General features: G+C 74.1%; 23 protein-coding genes and 1 pseudogene. 9 read left to right on the forward strand and 15 right to left on the reverse strand.

Translation table 11 applies throughout. From position 1 onward, the window contains the following. Nucleotides 1-117: 117 nt before the first annotated feature. Nucleotides 118-1,173: an NAD-dependent epimerase/dehydratase family protein gene (locus tag ACWCXH_RS24835; protein WP_449803675.1), complete on the forward strand. Its 1,056-nt coding sequence runs from the start codon at nucleotides 118-120 to the stop codon at nucleotides 1,171-1,173. A gap of 61 nt (nucleotides 1,174-1,234) precedes the next feature. Here ACWCXH_RS24835 and ACWCXH_RS24840 read toward each other — a convergent pair whose 3' ends face one another. Together ACWCXH_RS24840 and ACWCXH_RS24845 are read right to left on the reverse strand one after the other, a co-directional pair. Then, on the reverse strand, nucleotides 1,235-2,392 hold the full coding sequence (locus ACWCXH_RS24840; protein ID WP_449803676.1) for a sensor histidine kinase: 1,158 nt from the start codon (nucleotides 2,390-2,392) through the stop codon (nucleotides 1,235-1,237). Continuing rightward, the gene (locus tag ACWCXH_RS24845) at nucleotides 2,389-3,108 is read right to left on the reverse strand and encodes a response regulator transcription factor (protein WP_449803677.1); all 720 of its coding nucleotides are present in this window, start codon (nucleotides 3,106-3,108) and stop codon (nucleotides 2,389-2,391) included. The genes ACWCXH_RS24840 and ACWCXH_RS24845 overlap by 4 nt, the downstream gene beginning before the upstream one ends. Nucleotides 3,109-3,348: 240 nt before the next feature. Between ACWCXH_RS24845 and ACWCXH_RS24850 the strand changes: the two are divergent. The 3 genes and pseudogenes from ACWCXH_RS24850 to ACWCXH_RS24860 form a co-directional block, all read left to right on the forward strand. Further along, nucleotides 3,349-4,029, forward strand: a pseudogene (locus tag ACWCXH_RS24850) (glycosyltransferase family 2 protein); the annotation flags it as partial. A 9-nt stretch (nucleotides 4,030-4,038) separates the two neighbouring features. After that, nucleotides 4,039-4,659: a TIGR04282 family arsenosugar biosynthesis glycosyltransferase gene (locus ACWCXH_RS24855; protein WP_449803732.1), complete on the forward strand. Its 621-nt coding sequence runs from the start codon at nucleotides 4,039-4,041 to the stop codon at nucleotides 4,657-4,659. Then, nucleotides 4,656-5,315, forward strand: a complete 660-nt coding sequence (locus ACWCXH_RS24860) for an SAM-dependent methyltransferase (RefSeq protein ID WP_449803678.1) — start codon at nucleotides 4,656-4,658, stop codon at nucleotides 5,313-5,315. Before ACWCXH_RS24855 ends, ACWCXH_RS24860 begins: the two co-directional genes overlap by 4 nt. 322 nt (nucleotides 5,316-5,637) lie before the next feature. Here the strand turns inward: ACWCXH_RS24860 and ACWCXH_RS24865 are convergent, their stop codons facing one another. Further along, nucleotides 5,638-6,963: a glycosyltransferase 87 family protein gene (locus ACWCXH_RS24865; RefSeq protein WP_449803679.1), complete on the reverse strand. Its 1,326-nt coding sequence runs from the start codon at nucleotides 6,961-6,963 to the stop codon at nucleotides 5,638-5,640. Nucleotides 6,964-7,081: 118 nt separating this feature from the next. On the opposite strand from ACWCXH_RS24865, the gene ACWCXH_RS24870 reads away from it, so the two are divergent. Both ACWCXH_RS24870 and ACWCXH_RS24875 read left to right on the forward strand, forming a co-directional pair. Continuing rightward, nucleotides 7,082-8,272, forward strand: a complete 1,191-nt coding sequence (locus ACWCXH_RS24870; RefSeq protein ID WP_449803680.1) for a molybdopterin-dependent oxidoreductase — start codon at nucleotides 7,082-7,084, stop codon at nucleotides 8,270-8,272. After that, on the forward strand, nucleotides 8,272-8,703 hold the full coding sequence (locus ACWCXH_RS24875; protein WP_449803681.1) for a hypothetical protein: 432 nt from the start codon (nucleotides 8,272-8,274) through the stop codon (nucleotides 8,701-8,703). Before ACWCXH_RS24870 ends, ACWCXH_RS24875 begins: the two co-directional genes overlap by 1 nt. On the opposite strand, the gene ACWCXH_RS24880 is transcribed toward ACWCXH_RS24875, so the two are convergent. Further along, nucleotides 8,666-9,523, reverse strand: a complete 858-nt coding sequence (locus ACWCXH_RS24880; RefSeq protein WP_449803682.1) for an S-methyl-5'-thioadenosine phosphorylase — start codon at nucleotides 9,521-9,523, stop codon at nucleotides 8,666-8,668. The two genes, ACWCXH_RS24875 and ACWCXH_RS24880, sit on opposite strands and share 38 nt — an antisense overlap. Before the next feature lie 254 nt (nucleotides 9,524-9,777). Here ACWCXH_RS24880 and ACWCXH_RS24885 point away from each other — a divergent pair, with 254 nt between their 5' ends. Then, nucleotides 9,778-10,410, forward strand: coding sequence for a transglycosylase family protein (locus ACWCXH_RS24885; RefSeq protein WP_449803683.1), 633 nt, complete (start codon nucleotides 9,778-9,780; stop codon nucleotides 10,408-10,410). A gap of 59 nt (nucleotides 10,411-10,469) precedes the next feature. Here the strand turns inward: ACWCXH_RS24885 and ACWCXH_RS24890 are convergent, their stop codons facing one another. From ACWCXH_RS24890 to ACWCXH_RS24905, 4 genes are all read right to left on the reverse strand, one after another. Further along, nucleotides 10,470-11,231, reverse strand: a complete 762-nt coding sequence (locus tag ACWCXH_RS24890) for a class I SAM-dependent methyltransferase (protein WP_449803684.1) — start codon at nucleotides 11,229-11,231, stop codon at nucleotides 10,470-10,472. Nucleotides 11,232-11,369: 138 nt separating this feature from the next. After that, the gene (locus tag ACWCXH_RS24895) at nucleotides 11,370-13,262 is read right to left on the reverse strand and encodes an amino acid transporter (RefSeq protein WP_449803685.1); all 1,893 of its coding nucleotides are present in this window, start codon (nucleotides 13,260-13,262) and stop codon (nucleotides 11,370-11,372) included. Nucleotides 13,263-13,563: 301 nt separating this feature from the next. Beyond that, a complete protein-coding gene (locus tag ACWCXH_RS24900; protein ID WP_449803686.1) occupies nucleotides 13,564-15,153 on the reverse strand; it encodes a multicopper oxidase family protein in 1,590 nt (529 codons plus the stop codon). 62 nt (nucleotides 15,154-15,215) lie between these two features. Then, on the reverse strand, nucleotides 15,216-15,602 hold the full coding sequence (locus tag ACWCXH_RS24905) for a DUF6153 family protein (RefSeq protein ID WP_449803687.1): 387 nt from the start codon (nucleotides 15,600-15,602) through the stop codon (nucleotides 15,216-15,218). 176 nt (nucleotides 15,603-15,778) lie between these two features. Between ACWCXH_RS24905 and ACWCXH_RS24910 the strand changes: the two genes are divergently transcribed. Further along, nucleotides 15,779-16,213 (forward strand): DUF7144 family membrane protein, encoded by a 435-nt coding sequence (locus ACWCXH_RS24910; RefSeq protein WP_449803688.1) that lies wholly within the window; start codon nucleotides 15,779-15,781, stop codon nucleotides 16,211-16,213. Nucleotides 16,214-16,420: 207 nt separating this feature from the next. Next, nucleotides 16,421-16,822, forward strand: a complete 402-nt coding sequence (locus tag ACWCXH_RS24915) for a YccF domain-containing protein (protein ID WP_449803689.1) — start codon at nucleotides 16,421-16,423, stop codon at nucleotides 16,820-16,822. A gap of 67 nt (nucleotides 16,823-16,889) precedes the next feature. Here the strand turns inward: ACWCXH_RS24915 and ACWCXH_RS24920 are convergent, their stop codons facing one another. From ACWCXH_RS24920 to ACWCXH_RS24950, 7 genes are all read right to left on the reverse strand, one after another. Further along, complete coding sequence (locus tag ACWCXH_RS24920; protein ID WP_449803690.1) at nucleotides 16,890-18,521, reverse strand: AMP-binding protein; 1,632 nt, start codon at nucleotides 18,519-18,521, stop codon at nucleotides 16,890-16,892. Between the two features lie 155 nt (nucleotides 18,522-18,676). Continuing rightward, on the reverse strand, nucleotides 18,677-18,910 hold the full coding sequence (locus tag ACWCXH_RS24925; protein WP_449803691.1) for a chaplin family protein: 234 nt from the start codon (nucleotides 18,908-18,910) through the stop codon (nucleotides 18,677-18,679). A 94-nt stretch (nucleotides 18,911-19,004) separates the two neighbouring features. Then, nucleotides 19,005-19,640, reverse strand: a complete 636-nt coding sequence (locus ACWCXH_RS24930) for a 2'-5' RNA ligase family protein (protein WP_449803692.1) — start codon at nucleotides 19,638-19,640, stop codon at nucleotides 19,005-19,007. A gap of 9 nt (nucleotides 19,641-19,649) precedes the next feature. Beyond that, nucleotides 19,650-19,997 carry a hypothetical protein gene (locus ACWCXH_RS24935; RefSeq protein ID WP_449803693.1) on the reverse strand — a complete coding sequence of 116 codons (348 nt, stop codon included), beginning with the start codon at nucleotides 19,995-19,997 and terminating at the stop codon, nucleotides 19,650-19,652. Further along, nucleotides 19,994-22,552, reverse strand: a complete 2,559-nt coding sequence (locus tag ACWCXH_RS24940; RefSeq protein WP_449803694.1) for an Hsp70 family protein — start codon at nucleotides 22,550-22,552, stop codon at nucleotides 19,994-19,996. The genes ACWCXH_RS24935 and ACWCXH_RS24940 overlap by 4 nt, the downstream gene beginning before the upstream one ends. Before the next feature lie 27 nt (nucleotides 22,553-22,579). Then, the gene (locus tag ACWCXH_RS24945) at nucleotides 22,580-23,335 is read right to left on the reverse strand and encodes a nucleotide exchange factor GrpE (protein WP_449803695.1); all 756 of its coding nucleotides are present in this window, start codon (nucleotides 23,333-23,335) and stop codon (nucleotides 22,580-22,582) included. Beyond that, nucleotides 23,332-23,757 carry a hypothetical protein gene (locus ACWCXH_RS24950; protein WP_449803696.1) on the reverse strand — a complete coding sequence of 142 codons (426 nt, stop codon included), beginning with the start codon at nucleotides 23,755-23,757 and terminating at the stop codon, nucleotides 23,332-23,334. Before ACWCXH_RS24950 ends, ACWCXH_RS24945 begins: the two co-directional genes overlap by 4 nt. Between the last annotated feature and the right edge of the window lie 8 nt (nucleotides 23,758-23,765).

Here is a 23,765-nt window from a genome sequence, read left to right on the forward strand (position 1 = left end):
GACCCGCCGACTTCCGGCGCGCACGCGACCACTCCCCTCGCCCGGACGGATTACCGAAGCCTGACGGCCGACGCCAGGCGCCCCGAACAGCCGCCCCGCGCCGCTAAGTTCAACGCCATGGAGATTCTCGTCACCGGCGGCGCCGGCTTCATCGGGTCCGCCGTCGTCCGCGCCCTGGCGGCGGAGGGGCACGGCGTGCGGGTGCTGGACGCGCTGCTGCCCGCCGTCCACCCGTCCGGCCTGGCGCCCCAACTGCCGCCCGGCGCGCCGTTCCTGCACGGGGACGTCCGCGACTCCGCCGCCGTGGAGCAGGCACTCGAAGGGGTGGACGCCGTCTGCCACCAGGCCGCGATGGTCGGCCTCGGCCTGGACCTCGACGACGCCCCCGCCTACGCGGGCTGCAACGACCTCGGCACCGCCGTCCTGCTCGCCGCGATGGCCCGCACCGGCGTCCGCAGGCTCGTCCTGGCGGGCTCGATGGTCGTCTACGGCGAGGGCCGCTACCGCTGCCCCGCGCACGGCGACGTCGCCCCCGGCCCGCGCCGCCCGGCCGACCTCGACGCGGGCCGCTTCGAACCGCCCTGCCCGCAGTGCGGCACCGCCCTCGCCCCCGGGCTCGTCACCGAGGACGCCCCCGCCGACCCGCGCAACGTGTACGCCGCCACCAAGCTCGCCCAGGAACACCTCGCCTCCGCGTGGGCCCGCGCCTGCGGCGGCACCGCCCTGGCGCTGCGCTACCACAACGTCTACGGCCCGGGCATGCCGCGCGACACCCCGTACGCGGGGGTCGCCTCGCTCTTCCGCTCCGCCCTCGCGCGGGGCGAGGCGCCCCGGGTGTTCGAGGACGGCGGCCAGCGGCGCGACTTCGTCCACGTCGAGGACGTGGCGGCCGCCAACCTGGCGGCCCTGGCCGCGATCGGCGCCCGCCCGGCCGGCAGCACCCGCGCCTACAACGTGGGCAGCGGCGAGCCCCGGACGGTCGGCGAGATGGCGGCGGCGCTCGCGCAGGCGCACGGCGGCCCGGCGCCGGTGGTGACGGGCGAGTACCGGCTCGGCGACGTCCGGCACATCACCGCGGACTCCGCCCGCCTGCGCACCGAACTCGGCTGGCGCCCACGGGTGCCGTTCCACGCCGGGATGAAGGAGTTCGCCACCGCCCCTCTGCGGGCGTGACCGCCGCACGGGCGGCCGGGGCACAGCCGACCACGCCACCGCGCCGCCACCCGAACAGCGGCTACGCGTGCGAGGCCGCCCTCGGGGCCGGGAGCGCGATCTCGAAGCAGCAGCCCCCGTCGACGTTGCGCACCTCCGCCCGCCCGGCGTGCGCCTCGACGATGCCGCGCACGATCGCCAGCCCGAGCCCGCCCCCGCTGTCGCCGCTGTCGCCGCCCGTCCCGGGATCGCGCCGGGGCGTGCGGGCGGCGCCGCCGCGCCAGCCGGTCTCGAAGACGCGCGGCAGGTCCTGCTCCGGGATGCCGCCGCAGCCGTCCGTCACGGACAGCACCACCTCGTCCGCCTGCCGCCGGGCCGCGACCGCGACCACGCCGTCCTCGGGGGTCGCACGGATCGCGTTGACCAGGAGGTTTCCGAGCACCCTGGTGATCTCCCGGCTGTCCACCTCCACCGGCTCGGCCGCCACCTCCCGTCCTTCCAGCCGCACCCCGCGGCGCCGGGCCAGCGGGTACGCCCCGGCGAGCGCGTCGTCGACCAGGTCGTAGACGGACACCCGGGCGACGGAGAGCGAGAGGGCGCCGGCCTGGATCCGGGACAGCTCGAACAGGTCGTCCACCATCCCGGTGAGCCGCTCGACCTCGGTGCGGATCCGTACGAGGTAGCGGTCCGGCTCGTCGGCGACGCCGTCCTCCAGTGCCTCGGCCATGGCCCGCAGACCGGCGAGCGGGGTGCGCAGGTCGTGCGAGATCCAGGCGATCAGCTCCCGGCGCGAGCGCTCCAGCGCCTGCTCACGCGCCCTGGACTCCGCCAGCCGGGCGCTGGTGGCCGCCAGCTCCTCGCTCAGAGCCGCCAGTTCGGCGCCGAGCGGACGGTCCGGCGCGGCGAACCCGGCGTCGCTGCCGACCGTCCGGGCCGCCACCGCCAGTGCCCGGCTGCCGGCCACCACCTGGCGGCCGAGCAGGGCGGCGGTGAGCAGTGACACGACGGCGGCCATGCCGAGCACGGTGATGACGACGCCGAGGTCGTGCGTCGAGAGGAACATCGCCTGCGCCACCGCGAAGGTGCCCGAGGTCACGGCGAGGACGGTGACCACGGCGACGCAGAACAGCGAGAGCGCGAAGGAGCGCCGGCGCAGCAGCCGGATCGCCACCCAGCCGAGCAGTCCGGCCCCGCCCGCGCCGAGGGCGGCGAACAGGGCGATCAGCAGCAGGTCCTTCACCGATCACCACCGCCGGCCGGGTCGTACCGGTAGCCGACGCCCCAGACGGTGCTGATGAGCGCGGGCGCGGCGGGGTCGTCCTCGATCTTCTCGCGCAGCCGCCGGACGTGGACGGTGACGGTGGAGAGGTCGCCGAAGTCCCAGCCCCAGACGCGCTGCATCAGGTCCTGCCGGGAGAAGACCGCGCCCGGGTGCCGGAGCAGGAACGCCAGCAGGTCGAACTCCCGCAGGGTGAGCGCGAGTTCGCGCCCGTCCCGGTGGGCGCGACGAGCCTTCGGGTCGAGCGCGATGTCCCCCGAGCTCAGCAGCGCTTCCTCCGCGGCCGGCGCCGCACCCGCCCGGGCGCGGCGCAGCACCGACTGCACCCGCAGCACCAGCTCGCGCGGGCTGAACGGCTTGGTGACGTAGTCGTCCGCGCCGAGTTCCAGGCCGAGGATCCGGTCGGCCTCGTCCCCCTTGGCGGTGAGCAGCACCACCGGCAGCCCGGCGCCCTCGGCGGAGCCGCGCAGGCGGCGCAGCACCTCCAGGCCGTCGAGACCGGGCAGCATGAGGTCGAGCACCAGGAGGTCCGGGGGCGCGCTGCGGGCGAGGGCGAGCCCTTCGGCGCCGTCGGCGGCGCGGTCCACCCGGTGGCCGGCGCGGGTGAGGTAGCCGGCGACGACCTCGGCCACGGTCGGGTCGTCGTCGATCACCAGGATGCGGGAGACGTCGTTCACCTCGCCGAGGATAGGAGGTCGCGGCGCCGGACGCGGCCGGGACGGCCACACGTTCGCCTTCCGTAAGATCCCGGTACCGAAATCCCCCGGTACGGGCCGGCCGGTTCCCCCGGGCGGCGCAGCCGACGCGACGTCCGCGTTCCGTAAGGCGCCGGCGCCCCCGTGCGCGGCCCGTCCGCGCTTAGCGTGGCCCGCGTGACCTCACCGACCTCCCCTTCTTCCCCCTCCGTTTCCCCTTCCGTGGACGTCGTCCTGCCCTGCCTCGACGAGGCCGCCGCGCTGCCCTGGGTGCTCGGGCGGATCCCGGCCGGCTGGCGGGCGATCGTCGTGGACAACGGCTCCACGGACGGCTCGGCCGAGCTGGCCCGCTCGCTCGGCGCGACGGTGGTGGCCGAGCCGCGGCGCGGGTTCGGCGCCGCCTGCCACGCCGGGCTGCTCGCGGCCACCGCCGAGCTGGTGTGCTTCCTGGACTGCGACGGCTCGCTCGACCCGGCCCAGCTGCCACGCGTCACCGGTCCGGTGCTGGCGGGCACGGCGGACCTGGTCCTGGGCCGGCGCCGCCCGGCGACGGCCGGGGCCTGGCCGGTGCACGCGCGGCTCGCCAACGCCGTCCTCGCCCGCCGGCTGCGCGCCCGCACCGGGGCGCGGCTGCACGACCTCGGCCCGATGCGGGCCGCCCGCCGCGAGCGCCTGCTGGCCCTGGGCCTGGGCGACCGGCGCTCCGGGTACCCGCTGGAGATGGTGCTCGCGGCCTCGGCGGCCGGGATGCGGATCGCCGAGACACCGGTCGACTACCTGCCGCGCTCGGGCCGCTCCAAGGTCACCGGCACCCTGCGCGGCACCCGCCAGGCGGTCCACGACATGCGGGCGGTGCTGGCCGCGCCGCCGCCCACGCTGCTGGTGATCGCCAAGGCGCCGGTCCCGGGCCGGGTGAAGACCCGCCTCACCCCGCCGTTCACGCCCGAGCAGGCCGCCGCCCTGGCCGGGGCCGCCCTCGCCGACACCCTGCACACCCTGTCCACCGTCCCGGCCGGGCTGCGCCTGCTGGTCCTGGACGGAGAACCGGGCGACTGGCTGCCGCCGGGCTGGGTCGTCGTGCCGCAGTCCGGCGGCGGCCTGGACGAGCGGCTCGCGGCGGCCTTCGCGCACGCCGCCCGTCTCGCCCCGGACGCGCCCGCGCTGCTCGTCGGCATGGACACCCCGCAGCTGAGCGCGGCCGCACTGGCCGAGCCGCTGTCCGCCGCCCGGCGCGGGGGCGTCGACGCGTGGTACGGCCCGGCCGCCGACGGCGGCTTCTGGGCCCTGGGCCTGGCCCGCCCGACGGCTCGACTCGCCGCCCAACTCCTGTGCGGCGTACCGATGTCCACGCCGCACACCGGATCGCACCTCCTCGACCGGCTCACCACAGCGAATCTGACGATCCATCATCTTCTCGTACTCGCCGACGTGGACACCGCCCAGGACGCCCGCCGCGTCGCCGCCGAGGCCCCCCACAGCCGCTTCGCCGCCCTCCTCCGCGGCGCCGATCTCGCCCCTGAGGTGGCGAGTTGACGATCACCGCCACCACCCCGTGGGTCGACGACCCCTTCGCCGAAGCCGTCCGCTCCGGCCGCGGACCGCTCTGGCTCCGCCGCGCCGACGGCCACCGCCTCCAACTCGACGTCGAACGCTGGTGCGCGCCCGCCGCCGGCGCCGACCACAGCCTGCTGCTGCGCTGCGCCCGCCTGTCCGCACCCGTCCTCGACCTCGGCTGCGGGCCCGGCCGCCTGGTCGCCGCGCTGCTCGCGCTCGGGGTCCCGGCGCTCGGCGTGGACGTGACCGGCGCGGCCGTCGCCCGCACGCTCGGCCTCGGCGGCCCGGCGCTGTGCCGGTCGGTCTTCGACCGCCTGCCCGCCGAGGGCCGCTGGGGCGCCGCGCTGCTCGCCGACGGCAACCTCGGGATCGGCGGCGACCCGGTCGCCCTCCTCCGCCGGGGCGCCGAACTCATCGCGCCGGACGGCCTGTTGCTCGTCGAGGTGGAGCCGGAGGAGGTGGACGAGCGCGCCGTCGTCCGGGTCGAGGGCCCGGACGGCCGGCTCGGCCCGCCCTTCCCCTGGGCCCGCCTCGGCACCCGCGCCGCCCTGCGCCGCGCCCGCACCGCCGGTCTCACCGAGGCCGAGCGCTGGGCCTCTCACGGCCGGCACTTCCTGGCACTGCGGAGGGTGTGAATTCGGGGAACGTGTGAATTTGGGCCGGGGTCCAGGGGGTCTTGCAGGACGCCGTTCGTGCGTCACGCGTGCGGCTGTCGCCCAACCGCCTCTCGGCCCCTCGGTCAGGGGTGCCCCGGCGGCACCCTTCGCGGCGTCCCGGCCGAGCCTGCCAGAAGCCCCGGGCGGGGACAAGCCCCCCGAACCGACCCCTACCCGGCGTTTCCCGCCAACCACGGCGGGTGCCCGGCCGGGCGTCTCTCGACACCCTCCGCTCGCAGCCCCCGTACAGCCCGGACACCCGGCCCACAGGACCGCCACCACCCTTCACAGCGCCCGCGTTTCACACCGCCCGCGCCGCCCACCGAGCCGCCCACCGGCCGCCCCACTGCCGCACCACGCCCCCGGCCACGACGCACGCCAGTGCCACCCCGTACGCGGCCTGCTGCGCCTCGATCCCGCCCGTCAGGTACAGCACCTGCCCCGCCGCCGGGACGGCCAGCCACTCCCAGCGCCCGTCCAGGGCGACCAGCGCCACCACCAGCAGTCCGTACCACGGGTAGGCCGGCGCCACCACGAGCAGCGCCGTCCCGGTGACCAGCAGCGCCCCGGACCACGGCCGCGCCGGGTCCCCGCGCCGCAGCACCCACAGCGCCACCCCCGCCAGCACGGCCCCCGCGGCCCACGGCAGCAGCGCGTCCGGCAGCACCAGCGCCAGCAGCCCGAACCGGTCGATGTGCCCCTGCTCGTAGCCCTCCTCCCGCAGGTAGCCGGGCAGGTACCCGAGCACCCCGGCCCCCGAGGCGGCGACGTACGGCAGGTACGAGAGCGCGAACGCGCCGACCGTCCAGGCCAGCAGCACGGCGCCCTCCCGGACGGACCGACGGGCGAGTGCCCCCGGCAGGGCCAGCCCGGGCAGCAGCTTGACCGCGACGGCCGCCCCCAGCAGCGCGCCCCCGGCCGCCGGGCGCCGCCGCGCCACGCACCCCAGCCCCGCGACCAGCAGCAGCGCGCCCAGCGTGTCCACGTGCGCGTCGTTCACCGACCACACCGTCACACCCGGGCACCACCCCCACAGCGCCGCGCGCCGGCTCCCCCTCCCGACCACGAGCAGCGCCCCCGTCGTCGCCAGCGCCAGGAGCGCCCCGGCCGCCTGCACCCCGCGCACCCCGCCGCCGAACGGGTGCACGGCGAGGAACCACGCCTCCGCGACCGGCGGGTAAATCGTGTGCACGGCGGGCCGGTTGATGTGGGTGCAGTCCTCGGCCGCCGTCCGCCGCTCGTCCCACCCGTCGCACGCCCCGCCGCGCGGCCAGAGCCCCGGATCGCGCAGCCGGGCGAGCGCCGGGTCGTCCGGGGTGTGCGCGTACGGGGAGATCCCGGCGGCCTGCACCCGGCCGTCCCAGACGTACCGGTACGCGTCGTCGCTGGTGCGCGGCGGTGCGAGCAGCCCGACGGCGGCGACGGCGACGGCGCCCCCGAGCACCAGCGGCACAACCTGACGATCCGTCACTTTTCGCAGCAGCACCAGCGCGAGCGCGAAAAGACCGGCGTCGACGGCGTACCAGGCGAACAGCGGGGCGCGATGGCCGAGCGTGCCGCCGCCGGTGACGGTCACGGCGAGGGCTCCGACCAGGGCGGCGAGCACGAGGAGGACACGAGTGAGCACGGTGCCCACCCTCCCACCGCCCGGCCGGGCCCGGCCGCGGCAACGTGGCGCCGTTCGCATTCCGTAAGCACGCCGGAGCACCACAACGGCACCGCCGAACGGTTCCATGAAACACGTGATGCCGAAGCCCCCGAAGTCCCCCAGCACCCCCGACACACTCCACCGCCACGACCTCCCGCTCCCCCCGCCACCCGACTCCCTGCGCCGAGGACCGTTCCGCGACGGGACGTTCCGCTCGCCGCTGCACGAGCCGCGCACCGCCGTCGTGCTCGGCCGCTGGCTCGGCGCCGCGCTGCTGGTCTGCTTCCTGACCGGCCTGGTCAGCCACGCCCTCCAGGACCCACCGTCCTGGCTCGTCCCGCACCTCCGGAGCCGGCCGGTGAGCGGCTACCGGATCACCCAGGGGCTGCACGTGATCAGCGGCCTGGCCGCGATCCCGCTGCTCGGAGCGAAGTTGTGGACGGTCTATCCGAGGCTCTTCGAGTGGCCGCCCGCCCGCAGCGTGCTGCACGCGCTGGAGCGGCTCGGCGTCTTCGTCCTCGTCGCGGCGATGCTACTGGAGGTCTTCACCGGCCTGCTCAACACCCTCCAGTGGTACCCGTGGCCGTTCCCGTTCCGCCAAACCCACTTCTGGCTGGCCTGGTCGGCCACCGGCGGGCTCCTCGTCCACATCGCCGCCAAGGGCACGCTCATCGCGCGGCACTGGCGCCGCCCGGCCGTCGGACTGCCGCAGCGCCGCGCCTTCCTCACCGCCGTGACGGCCGCCGCGGGCGTCGTCACCCTCACCACCGCCGGGCAGACGGTGCCGTTCCTCCGCGGCCTCGACCTGCTCGCCCCGCGCCGCCCGGACGTCGGCCCGCAGGGCCTGCCGGTCAACCGGACCGCCGCCCAGGCCGGTACCGTCACCGTCCCGGCCGACTGGCGGCTGCGCGTGGACGGGCCCCGCCCCTACTTCCTCACCCTCGCCGAGCTGACACAACTACCGCAGCACGAAGTGGAGTTGCCGATCGCCTGCGTCGAGGGCTGGAGCGCGACGGCGCGCTGGACCGGGGTCCGGATCGCCGACCTGATGGAGCGCGCCGGCGCCCCGGCCGGGGCCGCGCTGCGCTTCACCTCGCTGGAGGCGAACGGGCCGTACCGGGTGATGGACATGCCCGCCGAGTACGCCGCCGACCCGCTCTCGCTGCTCGCCCTGCGGATCAACGGCGAGGTGCTCCACGCCGACCACGGCTACCCGGCCAGGGTCATCGTGCCCAACCGGCCCGGCGTCCTGCAGACCAAGTGGGTCGAGCGGATCGAGGTCCTCTGATGCCCCGTCGGCTGCGCGCCGCCCTGCTGCTCGGCGGCCTCGCCCTGCTCGGCTACGGCCTCTCCGGCCTGCTCGCCGACTCCTACATCACCGCCCCGCTCGACGTCCTGGTCTGGGCGGTCGGCGCGGCCGTCCTGCACGACGGCCTGTGGGTGCCGCTACTCTGCCTGATCGGCACCCGCCACGCCCGAGGGCCCGTGCTGCGCGCCTGGCTGGTCGTCGCGGCGGCGGTGACGGCCGTCGGCCTGCCGGCCGTCCTGCGGGGCGGCACCGACCACGGAAACCCCTCGCTGCTGCCGCTGCCCTACCTCCGCAACCTGCTGCTGGTGCTGGCCGCCACCGCCGGGATCGCGCTCCTGATCGCGCTCGCCCGGCGATGGCACACCCGGGGCCTCAGGCCCCGGCGGCGACCCCCGGCAGACCCGTCGTGAGCCCGTCCAACGCGTGCGAACAGACGCAGTCGCGGTCGGCCGGCAGACTCTCCAGCGCCTTGAACAGCACGGTGCGCAGCCGGTCGACGTTCCCCGCGAAGGCCCTCAAGACCTCGGCGTGGGTGACGCCCCCACCGGCCTCCACCCCGGCGTCGAGGTCGGTCACCAGCGTCAACGACGTGTAGCAGAGCCCGAGTTCGCGCGCCAGCGCGGCCTCGGGGTGGCCGGTCATGCCGACCACCGACCAGCCGTTCGCGGTGAACCAGCGCGACTCGGCGCGGGTGGAGAAGCGCGGGCCCTCGATCACCACGAGCGTCCCGCCGTCCACCGGCTCCCACGCCACGTCGCGCGCCGCGTCCAGCGCCGCCCGCCGCCCGGCCGGGCAGTACGGGTCGGCCATCGACACGTGCGCCACCTCGGGGAGCGAGCCGTCCGGCAACGGCAACCCGTCATAGTACGTCTGCACCCGGCCGGAGGTGCGGTCGACGAACTGGTCCGGCACCAGCAACGTGCCCGGCCCGTACTCCGGCCGCAGCCCGCCCACCGCGCACGGCCCGAGCACCTGGCGCACGCCGAGCGCGTGCAGCGCCCACAGGTTGGCCCGGTAGTTGATCCGGTGCGGCGGCAGCCCGTGGCCGCGCCCGTGCCGGGGCACGAACGCCACCCTGCGGCCGGCGACCTCGCCGAGGAACAGCGCGTCGCTCGGCGGCCCGTACGGCGTGTCGACGCGCACCTCGGTCACGTCGTCCAGCAGCGCGTACAGCCCCGATCCGCCGATCACGCCCAGCTCGGCGCGCGGCGCGTCCTGATCGATCGTCATCGTTCGTGCCCTTCCTCGGGAGACATCCCGGCCACTGTAGGAGGCGGCACACGGGCACCGGGCGGGGGTCCTGCTTACGATTCCGGAACGGGCCGCTGGACCGAACGGCCGCGGGCCGACGGAGTGGTACCCGGCGGCCGGGCGGGTGACACGGCGGACGTGTCGGCGCCGCTCCGGCCCACCTGGCGTGCGTGGTTTGGGAGTGCGCCGTCTCCGGACGGCGTACTTCCTGTCCCCGGACCTGAGAGCCGCCCATGCCTCCCACCGCTTGTCTCCGTCGCCTCGTCCCCACCGCCCTGTGCGCCCTGGCCGTCGCCCTCGCCGCCCCCGCGGCGCAGGCCGCACCCCCGGGTCGCGACCGCGGGGCCGACCCCGGCGGGAGGTACGACTGGGAGAACGTGGCGGCCTGCGAGAGCAACGGCAACTGGCGCAGCAACACCGGCAACGGCTTCTTCGGCGGCCTCCAGTTCGACAGCTCCACCTGGCGCGCCAACGGCGGCCTCCGCTACGCCCCGCGCGCCGACCTCGCCACCCGCGAGCAGCAGATCGCCGTTGCCACCACGCTCGCCGGACGCCGCGGCCTCCGCCCCTGGCCGGTCTGCGGCGCCCGAGCGACCCGCGACCACGACCACGACCAGCACCCTGACCGGGACCAGCACCGCGACCGGCACCGCGACCGCGACGCCACCCTCCCGCCACCGGCCGCCCCGGCCACCGCGCCCGCCGCGGACGAGTGGCGGGTCCGCGAGGACGACACCCTGGCCGGCATCGCCGACGCCCTCGGCCTCCCCGGCGGCTGGCCCGCCCTCTACGACCTCAACCGCAGCGTCGTCGGCGACGACCCCGACCTCATCCAGCCGGGCATGCTCCTGCGCCTGCCGTCCTGAACCCGCCGGGCGCGCCGCCCACGCCCCCGGGGAGGGGGACGTGGGCGGCGCGCCTGTTCTCATGCGCGCTCCGCCACCACCACGTGCATCCCCCGCGCGCCCGCCTCGCTGTGCCGGACGGCCAGGCCCGCCGCCGCGCACCGCTCCTCGACCCACGCCGGGGCGAGCCGCAGCTTCGGGTAGCTGCTGACCTCCTGCGTCCAGGTGCCATCGGCCCGGGTGTGGACCAGGTCGTGCACCAGGGCCGTGTCCTCGTCCGGGTACTCGAGCACGCAGGTCATGATCCGGTCTTCGGTGGCCCGCACCGGGAGGAAGCGGTCGGTGCCGGTGAGCGGCCGGGTCAGGTCCCGGAAGGACAGCACGAGCCGCCCGCCCGGCGCGAGCGCGACCGCCGCGTCCCGCAGCAGCGCAGCGACGTCCTGCCGCGCCGGGAGGTGCGTGAGCGTGTCGCCCATGCACACCACCGCGGCCACCGTGCCCGGCCCGGTGTGCGTCGGCAGCGCGCCCCGCAGGTCCGCCAGGACCGGCCGGACCGCGTCCTCGCGCCCGGCCTTCGCGGCCAGCTCGGCCAGTTCGTCGAGCAGCCGCGCGCTCGTGTCGACGGCGAGGACGGGCTCGAAGCCCAGCGCGGCGAGGGCGAGGCTCTGCGGGCCCGGCCCGGCCCCGAGGTCCACGGCGAGCCGGCCGGGGCCGTCCGCCCGCACCCCGAGCCCGGCGAGCAGGGCCGCCTGGACCTCGGCGAGGGCGGGGACGTCGCCGCCGAGCATCCAGGTGTAGTGGGCGGCGAGAAGTCGGTCGTAGTGCTCGAGTGCGGTGTTCATGCGAGGTCCTTCCGTCCGGCCTACCAATCTCTGGCGGCATGTTAGGAACTGCGCGTCCCGGCCGGTCCGGCGCCCCCGGAAACGCCGCCGGCCCGCCCGGTCACCAGGACCGGACGGGCCGACGGAGCGATCGAGCGACTACCCGACGTGGACGCGCGGACGGCGCGTCCGGTCCGGCTCCGCCTCGCGCAGCACCTCGCGGGTGACCGGCGCCACCTCGCCCTGGCCGAACAGGAAGAACCGCAGGAACTGGGCGAACGGATTGCCCTCGGTCCACTCGAAGTACAGGTGCGGCCGCTGGCCGGTGCGGTCCCGGACGGTGAGCGCCAGGGCGGCGATCGCGTTCGGGACGCTGGAGCTCTCCAGCGTCAGCACCCGGTAGCGCCCGTGCAGGACCTCGCCGCGGACGGTCAGCTCGGACTCGAAGTCCGACGCGTCGCGGACCGTCACCTCGACGAAGACCAGGTCGTCCTCGCCCGGGATGTCGTTGTCGGCGCGGATCTGCCGGATCTTGTCCCGGTACTTGTCGGCGGCCCGGTGGGTCGGCTCGTTGGCGATCAGACGCAGCGGGCGGTGCGCGTAGTCGCGGATGAAGCGCTCGGCCGTGTCGTCCAGGACCACGTCGGTGACGCGCAGCTCGAAGGCCCGCTTGAGCCGGGAGAGCAGCGACACCAGGATGATGCCGGCGATGAAGCAGGCACCGATCTTGACGCCGTCCGGGCGCTCCATGGTGTTCAGCACGGTGGTGTACAGGAACACCACCGAGATGATGGCGAACGCGATGGTCCAGCCGCGCTCGCGCTTCTTGTACGCGGCGATGGTCACGGCGATGGCCGCCGAGCTGATCAGGACCAGCACACCGGTCGCGTAGGCACCGCCCTGGGCGTCGACGTTCGCGTCGAACAGCCAGGTGATCAGGAAGCCGACGACCGTCAGGACGATCACCATCGGGCGGACGGCGCGGGCCCAGTGCGGGGCCATGCCGTAGCGCGGCAGGTAGCGGGGCAGGAGGTTGAGCATGCCCGCCATGGCGGAGGCGCCGGCGAACCACAGGATGGCGATGGTGGACAGGTCGTAGGCGCTGCCGAAGGCGCCGCCCAGGTACTCGTGCGCCAGGTAGGCGAGGGCGCGGCCGTTGGCCTGGCCGCCGTCCTCGAACTCCTTGGCCGGGATGAGCAGCGTGCAGATGAAGCTGGTGGCGATCAGGAAGGCGCTCATGATCACGGCGGCGGTGGTGAGGAGCTTGCGGGTGCCGCGGATCCGGCCGACCGGGTTCTCCTCGGTGTCGTCGGCGTCGCCCTGGATGTGCGGCATCACGGCGACGCCGGTCTCGAAGCCGGACATGCCGAGCGCGAGCTTCGGGAAGACGACGAGCGAGACGCCGATCATGACGAACACGTTGCCGTGCTCGGCGGTCAGCGCGCCGGACCAGTCGGTGACGACGTGCGGGGCCTGGATGATCTTCCAGATGCCGACCACGACGACGACCACGTTGAGCGCCAGGTAGATCCCGACCAGAGCGACGGCCAGGCCGATCGCCTCGCTGAAGCCCTTCAGGAAGACCGCGCCGAGCAGCGCGACCAGGATCAGCGTGATCAGCATCTGCTTGCCGCCGAGCACGCTGGTCAGGTGCGGGTTCTCGACCAGGTGCGCACTGGCGTCGGCGGCCGAGAGCGTGATCGTGATGATGAAGTCCGTCGCCGCGAAGCCGAGCAGGGCGAGGACGAAGAGCTTGCCCTTCCAGAACGGCAGCAGCCGCTCCAGCATCGCGATCGAGCCCTCGCCGCGCGGGCTCTCCTTCGCGACCCGCCGGTAGACCGGCAGCGCGCCGAACAGGGTGACGAGCACGAGGACGATCGTCGCGACCGGCGACAGCAGGCCGGCCGCGAGGGCGGCGATGCCCGGCTGGTAACCGAGCGTGGAGAAGTAGTCCAGGCCGGTCAGGCACATCACCCGCCACCAGCTCTGGCCCTTGCGGGCGCCGGACGCCTCGGCGCCGTCACCGTGCTGCGAGTCCTTGTCCGCGGACATGTCCGCGAGCATCCAGTTGCGGAAGCGTATTTGCGCGGACGGCGCGGCGGCCTCCGCCACCGGAGGGGTCACCGCCTCCGCCGTCCCCGTCTCCGTCGAACCCGACGAAACCACCTTGCACCTCTTGTTTAAAGACCCCGTAAAAGCGCCGTCGGGCGACGGCAGTGCGCCAGGCTATGCGACCAGCGTTAAGGAGACGTCATCGGGCCGCGTTAAGAAAACGTCATGGTGGTGGCGGTCTTGACGGAGGCGGCGCGCGCACCGGGCCGGGAAGCGCTCCCCGACCCGGCGCGCGCGGGCGTTACGCCCGGTAACCGAGGACGGTCATCATGCCCGACTCGGCGTGGTACGCGTTGTGGCAGTGCACCATCCACAGGCCCGGGTTGTCGGCGTCGAAGTCCACGGCGAGGGTCGCGCCGGGCAGCACGACCGCGGTGTCCTTGCGGGGGCCGTCGCTGCCGGTCCCGTCACCGGCGGTCCCGGCCAGGGCGAAGGTGTGGCCGTGCAGGTGGACCGGGTGCCACATGTCCGTCGAGTTCCGGAACACCAGCCGCACCCGCTCCCCCGCCACCACCGGGTGGCGCTGCGCCGGGTCGTACGTGCGGCCGTTGAAGGCCCAGTCGGCCTTGGCCATGCCGCCGGTCAGATCCAGTCGCACCGTCCGGTCGGGCGCCCTGGCGGGCAGCCGGACGTTCGCGTCGGCCCTGAGCTGCGCGGCGGTCAGCAGCTCGGCGTCCAGCTCGGCCGGGCGCACCGAGGCGTCGGGGGCGCCACCGCCGCCGGTGCGCAGGAGGGCGAGCGCCGAGGCGTTCTTGCCCTCGGCGAGGGCGGTGAGCGGGAAGACGCCGTCCTGGACGGTCACCAGGACGTCGTAGCGCTCGCCCATGCCGAGCAGCAGCGCCCGGGTGGTGGCCGGCTCGACCGGGAAGCCGTCGGTGTGGGTGACGGTCAGCTCGTGGCCGCCGAGGGCGACCCGGTAGGCGGTGTCGCCGCCGGCGTTGATCAGCCGGATCCGGACCCGGTCGCCGGGTTTGGCGGTGAAGGTCTCGGGCGCGGTCGCGAGGCGGCCGTTGACCAGGTGGAACGGGTACGCGACGTCGCCGGCGTCGCCGCCGAGCAGCGCGCTGCGGCCGCCCATCAGCATCCGGGATGGGCCGGCGGGTGTTCCCGTCGTCCCGGACGTGTCGTGGCCGCCCGTGCCCGACATGGCGTGCCCACCCATCCCCTTGGCCAGCTCCGCGAGGACGGCGTCCGGGGTGCTGCCGTCGATCCCGTCCACCCAGTCGTCCAGGACGACGACCCACTCCTTGTCGTACGTCAGCGGCTCCTTCGGGTCCTCGACGATCAGCGGCGCGTACAGCCCGCGGTCCTGCTGGACGCCGGAGTGCGGGTGGAACCAGTACGTGCCCGGGTGGGTGAGCGCGAAGCGGTAGTCGAACGCGGCCCCGGCCCGGACCGGGTCCTGGGTGAGGCCCGGGACGCCGTCCATGTCGTTGCGCAGCGCGAGGCCGTGCCAGTGCAGCGAGGTCGGCTGCGGGAGGTGGTTGGCGAGGGTGAGCGCGAGCGTCTCGCCGGCGGTGGCGCGGACCTCGCGGCCGGGCAGCGCGTCGCCGTAGGTCCAGGTGCGGACGGTGCGGCCGCCGAGGTCGAGGGTGGTCTCGGTGGCGGTGAGCGCGACCTTGCGCTCCGCCCCGGGGTTGCGCCGCGTCTCGGCGGCGGCGACCTCGGGACCGTTCGGGGCGACGAAGCCGCCCGGCGGGGTCGCCTGCCCGCCGTGGTCCGTGGACGAGTGATCCATCCCCTTCATGGAGTCCGAGCAGGCGGCCGGCAGCCCGGTCCCGGCAGCGGCGAGCACCGCGCCGAGCACGGCGCGTCGAGTGGGTGTGCGCATGACGAATTGCACCTCGTGCGGTGAGTGTGAGTCGGTGGACGTGCGGGGCGACTGCCGCACGCCTACTGACGCAGCACCGACAACTCGGCGAGGAGCATCCGCCCGCTTCGGGGCGGCGGAAGCGCCCGGACGGCGCGCAGCAGCAACGCCCGCACGGCGGCCGCCGGATCACCGGCCCGCCGCGGCACGTACCCGCCGGCGAGCAGCGCGAGTGCCCAATTCGCCAGCACGGCAACGCAGATCGCCATCGGATCCGTACCGCCGGGCATCGGGGAGTCGGCCGCCACGCCGTGCGCCTGGTGCACCTGTACGGCGACGTGCTCCCCACCGTGACCTCCGTGACCACCCGCCGGATGCCCGAGCGTGTGCATCGTCAGGACCCCGAGGAGGACGGCCGCGAGCAGGAGCCCCCGCAGGACCCACGGCACACCACCCCGCGTCCTCCGCATCGCCCAGCTCCTCTCGCGCATTACCCCCACAGGGTATACCGCCCGGCGGGACCCCGCCCACGAGCCGTCGCGGCTTTCCGGAGTAGCGACGGGGACCACGCGGTGGCAACGTGGAAGGGAGGAGGCCTCCGACCCGGTCACGGAATCAGTGACAACCTGCTTCAAGGAGACCGAAAATGGCCAGCAACGCCAGTCCGGCGCCGCCCGGCGCCGAGAGATACCGGAAGCCCTACGCGACCGGCTGGACCCTCTTCGCCGGGTGCCTCATGATCTTCGGCGGACTGATGGCGATGTTCGAGGGCATCGGTTCGATCGTCAACAACACCCGATACGTGATCACCGGCGACTACGTGTACAGGTTCAACGTCGCCGGCTGGGGTTGGCTGCACCTGTTCCTGGGTGTCCTGATCATGCTCGCGGGCGCCACGCTCTTCACGGGTGCGATGTGGGCCCGGGTGGTCGGCGTGGTCATCGTCGGCCTCAACATGATCGTCAATTTCCTCTGGCTGCCGTACTACCCGTTCTGGGCCCTGGTCCTCATCGCCATCGACATCTTCGTCATCTGGGCGCTGACGGGCGGCATCCACAAAGAGAAAGCAGTGAGCGAGTAAGGGCCGGACCGGGCCGGTCGCACATTCTCCTACGACACTCGTTCCACCTTCGCGAGTGCGGTGTCCACCTCCACCCAAGTGCCGTCGGCGACCCGTCAGGTGACCCGGATCGTCCCCTGAGGAGCGTCCCCTAAGGGCGTAGACACGCCGACGGCCGGGCATGGCAGGTCGAAGAGCCGACCAGTACGCCATGAGAAGGTGCCCCCCATGAAGTTGATCGATTTCGTCCTCAACGTCCTCTGGCTGATCTTCTGCGGAATCTGGATGGCCCTGGGCTACGTCCTCGCCGGAATCATCTGCTGCGTCCTCATCATCACCATTCCATTCGGCATCGCCTCGTTCCGCATCGCCGGCTACGTCCTGTGGCCCTTCGGGCGGACGACGGTGGAGCGGCGGGACGCCGGGGCGGCGTCGTGCGTCGGCAATGTGATCTGGCTGGTCTTCGCGGGGTGGTGGCTGGCGCTCGCGCACCTGGTCACCAGCATTCCGCTGTTCCTGTCGATCATCGGGATCCCCTTCGGGTGGGCCAACCTCAAGATGATCCCGATCTCCCTCACCCCGCTGGGCCGCGAGATCGTGTCGACCGACCAGCGCTTCGCCGGCTGGTGACGGAGCCGACGCACAACGGCCGACGAGGGTCAAGTCCTCGTCGGCCGTCGGGGTTTGCGGGCTGCGGCTACCGGCCGAGGATGCCGACGGCCATCTCGCGCATCTCGACCTTGCGGATCTTGCCGGTGACGGTCATCGGGAACTCGTCGACGACGTGGACGTAGCGCGGGATCTTGAAGTGGGCGAGGCGGCCGGTGCAGTAGGTGCGGACGGCTTCGGCGGTGAGGGGGGTGGCGTCCTCGCGCATGCGGATCCAGGCCATCAGCTCCTCGCCGTACTTGGGGTCGGGGACGCCGATCACCTGGACGTCGAGGATGTCGGGGTGGGTGTAGAGGAACTCCTCGATCTCGCGCGGGTAGAGGTTCTCGCCGCCGCGGATGACCATGTCCTTGATGCGGCCGGTGATGGCGAGGTAGCCGTCCCCGTCCATGACGGCGAGGTCGCCGGTGTGCATCCAGCGGGCGGCGTCGACGGCTTCGGCGGTGCGCTCGGGCTCGGCCCAGTAGCCGAGCATGACGGAGTAGCCGCGGGTGCAGAGCTCGCCGGGCTCGCCGCGCGGGACGGTGCGGCCGGTGGCCGGGTCGACGACCTTGACCTCCAGGTGCGGACCGACCCGGCCGACGGTGGAGACCCGGCGCTCGACGGAGTCGTCCACGCGGGTCTGGGTGGAGACGGGCGAGGTCTCGGTCATGCCGTAGCAGATGGAGACCTCGGCCATGCCCATCCGGTCGATGACGTCCTTCATCACCTCGGTCGGGCAGGGGGCGCCGGCCATGATGCCGGTGCGCAGGCTGGAGAGGTCGTAGCGGCCGAAGTCGGGGTCGGCGAGCTCGGCGATGAACATCGTGGGCACCCCGTACAGCGAGGTGCAGCGCTCGGCGGCGACGGCGGCGAGGGTGGTGCCGGGCTCGAAGGAGGGGGCCGGGATGACCATGCAGGCGCCGTGGGAGGTGGCGGCGAGGTTGCCCATGACCATGCCGAAGCAGTGGTAGAAGGGCACCGGGATGCAGATCCGGTCCTGCTCGGTGTAGTCGAGCAGCTCGCCGACGAAGTAGCCGTTGTTGAGGATGTTGTGGTGCGACAGGGTCGCACCCTTGGGGAATCCGGTCGTGCCGGAGGTGTACTGGATGTTGATCGGGTCATCCGGAGCCAACTCGGCCTGGCGGGAGATCAGTTGGGCCGGATCGGCCTGGCGGCCGACGGCGAGGAGGGCCTCCCAGGCGGGGCTGCCGAGCAGGACGACGCGTTCCAACTCCGCACACCTCGGCCGGACTTCGTCGATCATCGCGGCGTAGTCCGAGGCCTTGAAGGACGGCGCGGCGACCAGTAGGCGGATGCCGGCCTGGTTGAGCACGTACTCCAACTCGTGCGAGCGGTAGGCCGGGTTGACGGTCACCAGGATCGCGCCGAGCCTGGCGGTGGCGTACTGGGTGAGCGTCCACTCGGCGCAGTTGGGGGCCCAGATGCCGACCCGGTCGCCCTTGGCGATGCCGAGGTCCAGGAGGCCGAGCGCCAGCGCGTCGACGTCGGCGGCGAGTTCGGCGTACGTCCAGCGGCGGGCGGTGGCGCGGTCCACCAGGGCGTCGCGGCCGGGGAAGGCGCGGACCGCGCGATCGAGGTTCTCGCCGATCGTGTCGCCGAGCAGCGGGACGTCCGCGGTGCCGGATGAGTAGCTGCGACTGGTCGACGTGGTCCGCACGTTCTGCCTCCTGGCCGGGGAAAGCGAGGGTCGGGGACCATGGTCCCGATCCGGCGCCCCCGGCGCCACCCCCGAACGGGGGTACGGCCACGGACCGGCCCCGGACACGGCGAAGGGGCCGCCCGCCGGAGTCGGCGGACGGCCCCAGGCCGTGATCAGGCGTTGATGCAGTTGACGCCGATCGCCGGGCTCAGGATCGAGCCGAACGTGTTCCCGCAGAAGTTGGCCTCGAAGTTGATCGGGATCAGGAGCTGGTTGCCGGACAGGAAACCGGGCGAGTTGGTGGCGATGCCGTTGGCGGTGGCGTCGCCGGCAGCAGCGGTGCCGGCGCCGGCCAGGACGCACACCGCGGCGAGAGCGGTGGCCGCGAGGGTGGTGCGAATACGCATTGCGTCACTCCTTGTGAGGGTGGCGAAGACCGTGTGACGATCACACTCGCCCAGATCTCACTCGATGACGTGCCAGAAATGCCCGGATTGCTCCCTATGGGGACGTGTCGCCCAGCCACGTCACGTCACCGGTGCCGAGGGCCACGGAGGCGCGCGGAAGCATCGGCCCCGCTCCCCGCCGCGACAGCAGCGTCAGCTCGCCGACCTGCGCGGACAGGCCGCCGAGCCGCGCCGCGCACTCGGCAGCGAGCTCCCTCGGGTGCTGCGTCCGGCCGAGCGACAGGTGCGGGGTGAAGCCGGCAAAGTGGCCGCGGCAGCGCGGGAAGCGCTCCAGGAGGTCCGCGTACAGCCGGGCCCAGGGCGCGGTGCCGCCCGCGGCCGGGTCGAGCCAGACGGTCGCGAACGCGCGGTGCCGGAAGCTACGCACCCCGCTCAGGCGGGCCGGGAACGGCCGGATGCGGGCCGCGGTGGCGGAGAGCAGCGGGACTGCCCGGGCGAATTCACTCTCCGGGACGAACCCGAACAGCACATTGACGTGCGGCGGCCAGCGCCGCACCTGCGGGTCGTGGACCAGCCGGATCGCCTGGACGGGCGGCCACAGCTCCGCCGGCGGGAGCCAGGCGACGGCCGTGCGCGGCGTCGGCGGGAGGTCCAGGACGGCGGCCGGCCAGGGCTCCCCCGGGCCGGCTGCCGTCCTGTCGTCCATCGGACGGTCGGGACTCTCGTCCATGGGGCCAGGCTACGCACCCAGGCGCGTCTCCACCGCCTCCAGCAGGTCCAGGGCCGGGCGCAGGCCCGGCTCGGCCTTCAGGGAGCGGCGCAGCAGCACCCGCGCCGCCGGGTCGTCCCCCTCCCGGACGGCGTCCAGCGCGTCGTTGTAGTCGATCCGGCCCGCGTAGCGCAGCCGGACCAGGGCGACCAGGTCCTCCCGGCAGGACGGGCAGCGCAGGCTCTCCGGGTCCGCCGGGACGGCGCACTGCGGGCAGGGCACCTCGATCGGCGGGACGGCGGCGTCGGGGCTCGTCTCTTTCGCCGCGTTCATCGCTTCCGCCGCGTTCGTCGCGTTCGTCGCGTTCGTCGCGTTCATCGCGGACCGGCCTCCTCGGGGCGCACCGGGCCGAGCGACTCCGGCGTCGGGTCGTTGCCCAGCTCCCGCTGCGCCTGCGCGTAGAGCACCAGGAGCGCGGAGTTGTGCCGGTTGGCGGCCTCCATGTTGGCGGACTCGACGGCCGCGTCCAGGCCGCGCAGCTCGGCGATGATCTGCTGGGCGAGGGCCGGCGAGACCAGGTTCTGGCTCACGTAGACGTTGCACATGGTGAGCATGCGGAAGGTGTGCCCGAGCGAGTCGCACAGCTCGTCCGCACGCTGGGCGGCGCGCATCGCGCCCTCCCAGTCCGCCGCCTCGCGGCGCAGCCGCAGCTCGGCGGCGACCGAGCGCAGGCGGTCGAGGTCGCTCGGGTCCAGGTGCTTCTCGCAGTAGTGGATGAACAGGCTCAGGTACGCCTCCGAGCCGCGCACCCAGCGCTGGGCCTTGAGCTGGCGCTGGGCCCGCTCCAGGGCCTCGTCGACCGAGCCGCCCCTGGTCTGGCCGGCGGCGAGGTCGTCGAGGGTGTCCATGAGGCGCTGGGCCTCGCGCAGTTCGGCCTCGGTGAGCTCGGCGCCCCAGCGGTCGGTGAAGGTCTCGATCTGCCGCTGCTGCTCCTCCACCTGGACCTTCAACTCGGGGTCCAGGGTGACCCGTTCGAGCTTGACGGTCTTCTCGCCGCCGCCCTGGATGCGCACCGACAGGGTGATGGTGCGGTCCCGGTCGAGGCCGAAGGAGACTCCCACCGGGGTGCGTCCGCCGAGGCCGGCGGGCAGCCGGAGGGTGAGGTGGCCGATCAGTTCGTTCTGCTGGGCGATCTCGTGTTCGCCCTCGTAGACGGCGACTTCGAGGCGCTGGCGGCCGCTGCCGGAGACGACGAACTCCCGGCTGACCGGCGAACTCGTCGGGTAGCTGGTGTTCTTGGGGATGATGACCGCGAGCCGGCCGTCGTTGAGCTCGATGCCGAGGTTTTTCGGGGTGATGTCGAAGGGGTTGGTGACCTGCATCAACTCGCCGCAGCCCTGGCAGACTTCGCTGCCCGGTGGGTTGACCACGCCGCAGGCGGCGCAGCGCAGGCCGACGTCCTCGGCCGCGCTGGTGGCCACCCTGGTCCGGCCGGGGGCGGCCGAGTTGAGGGGCTCGCCGCACAGTTCGCAGGCGGTGACACCGGGGGCGGCCGGGGTGCCGCAGCGCGGGCAGTTGTCGGTGTGGGCGACGGTGGCGGCCCGGGACGGAGGCGTCGGAGCTCCCGAACCGTCGAGCGCCTGGCTGCACTTGGGGCAGGCGGAGGCGTCGGCGCCGACCGGGATGTGGCAGGTGGGGCAGGACACCCGGGCGCCGCCGAGCAGCGAGGTGGCGCAGTTGGCGCAGGCCGAGGCGGAGAGGTCGCCGGGGGCCCGGCACTCGGGGCACTCCACCTCGCCGACCAGCGCGGACTGCACGGCCGCGCCGAGTGCGACGCACTGCATCGGGTTGACGCCGCGGCGGATCCGGCGCGGCCCGAAGACCTCGCCGAGGCGCCGGGCCACCAGCGGGATCGCGGTGGAGCCACCGACCAGCACCACCTCGTCGATGTCCCCGACCGTGAGGTTGGCCTGCATGATGGCCTTGTGGGTCAGCTCGATGGTGCGTTCGATGTGGCCCTCGATGAGCTCCTCGAAGCGGGTGCGCTCGAACTCCGTCTCCAGCACCAGCTGTCCGGCGCCGAGGCCGGGCAGGATGACCTCGGAGGACTCCTGGTGGGAGAGCTCGATCTTGACGGTTTCGGCGGTGGCGGCGATCTTCGGGCGGTCGCGCAGGTCGGGCTGGTAGTCCGAGCCGTACTCCTCGCGGATGTCGTCGAGCAGCGCGGTCGTGATCGCGCGGTCGAAGTCGTCGCCGCCGAGCAGGTTGTCGCCCTCGATGCCGAGCACCGAGACCGAGCCGGGCACCAGCAGCAGGATCGAGATGTCGAAGGTGCCGCCGCCGAGGTCGTAGACCAGGACGGTGCGGCCCTCGTCGCCCGCCTCCGAGGTGATCCCGTAGGCGAGGGCGGCGGCGGTCGGCTCGTTGATGATCCGCAGCACGTGCAGGCCGGCCATCCGGCCCGCCTCCTGCGTCGCCGCGACCTGCCGCTCGCCGAAGTAGGCGGGGACGGTGATGACGGCCCGGTGGAACGGCTCGCCGAAGCGCTGCTCGGCGTCCTCCTTGAGACGGTGCAGGATGATCGCGGATATCTCGATCGGGGTGTAGGAACGGCCGTTGAACCAGACGTTGACGTCGCCGTCGGTGCCTGCGGTGACCTTGTAGTCGACCTCCTTGAGGGCCGCCTGGACCTGCGGGTCCTTGAACTTGCGGCCCATGAAGCGCTTGACCGAGCGGATCACGTTCACGCCGTCGATCGCGGTGCGGCTGCGCGCGGTGGAGCCGACCAGCAGCTCGCCCTTGCGGCCGGTGCCGACGACCGACGGCGTGGCCTCCTGGTTCTGCCGGTTGAAGATGATCTCCGGCTCGCCCCGGCGCAGGTGGGCCACCACGGAGTTGGTGGTGCCCAGGTCGATGCCGAGTGTGCGGTACATGTCGTTCCCCTCTTGCCCCTCGTGGTCCTAGTTCTTCTTCCGCTTGCGGCGGGAGCCGGAGCCCGCGCGTGCCCGCCGGGCCCGGACGGGCGGCGCCTTCGGCCCGCCGGGGCTCGCCGACGCGGCGGGAACGGGCTCAGGCTCAGGCTCAGCCTCAGCCTCGGGCTCGGCGTCCGGCTCGGGTACGGCGTCCGGCTCGGGTACGGCGTCCGGCTCCTCGGCCTTCGGCTCCGGGTCGGGGTCCGAGGTGAGCACCGCCTCCACGTACGCGGCACCGACCTCCGGTGCCGCGACCACGACCTGGGCCCTGCGCAGCACCTCGTCGCCCCAGAAGAAGCCGGTGACGACCGTCTGCACGACCGTCTCCGGCGCCACCCCCGGCCGCGGCTCGGTACCCACGATCTCGGTCAGCGCCGGGTCCGCCGTCAGCCCTTCGAGCCGCATCGGCCGCACTCCCGCCTTGGCCAGCCGCCCCAGCAGACGGCGACGGGTGGCCTCGATCCCGGCGCCCCGGCCGAGGTGGACGAGCTCCGGGTCGAGCCCGAGCGAGGCGAGCGCGTCGTCCACCTCGACGAGGGCACCGAGCAACTCCTGCTGCGCGGCCCGGGCGGCCTGCGCCTCCTCCTCGCGCTTGCGCGTCAACATCGAGGCGCGGAAGAGCAGTTGGGTGAAGCTCTGGCCGAGGTCGAGCGCCCGGGCGCGCTCCGGGACCGGCAGCGGCGCCGGCAGCGAGGCCGGAGCCTGCGCGGACGGCTCGGGGCTCGGGGCGTGGTGGGTGGTCATTGCGGCACCTCGATCTGCGGCAGCACGGACAGGTCGGCGGCGAAGCGGGCGGGAACGGGTGGTTCGGGGCCGGTGCCGGCCGGGGCGGGCTCGGCGAAGTCGGCCGCCAGCTCGGCCCGGTGGAGTACCAGGAAGGACGCGGGAGGCGGCAGCTGGGGCCGCTCGACGACGAGCAGCGGATCGGCGAGGGCCGGCGCCAGCAGCCCGGCCGCCCGGTCGACCGGCTCGGGCGGGAGGGGCTGCTCGAGGTCGAGCTCCAGCCGCTGGTCCGGGTTGCGCAGCAGGGCGGCGGCCTCCTGGATCTGCTGGCGGGTGTAACGAGCCGCCCGCATCGCCGGGCCGACGGCGAGGAGTATCTCGCGGGCACTGGCGGTGGGCGGGACGCCCAGGACCTCGTACGGCGACGGTTCGAGCAGTGGCATGGCGCGCG

Source organism: Kitasatospora sp. NPDC001660 (assembly GCF_053596725.1).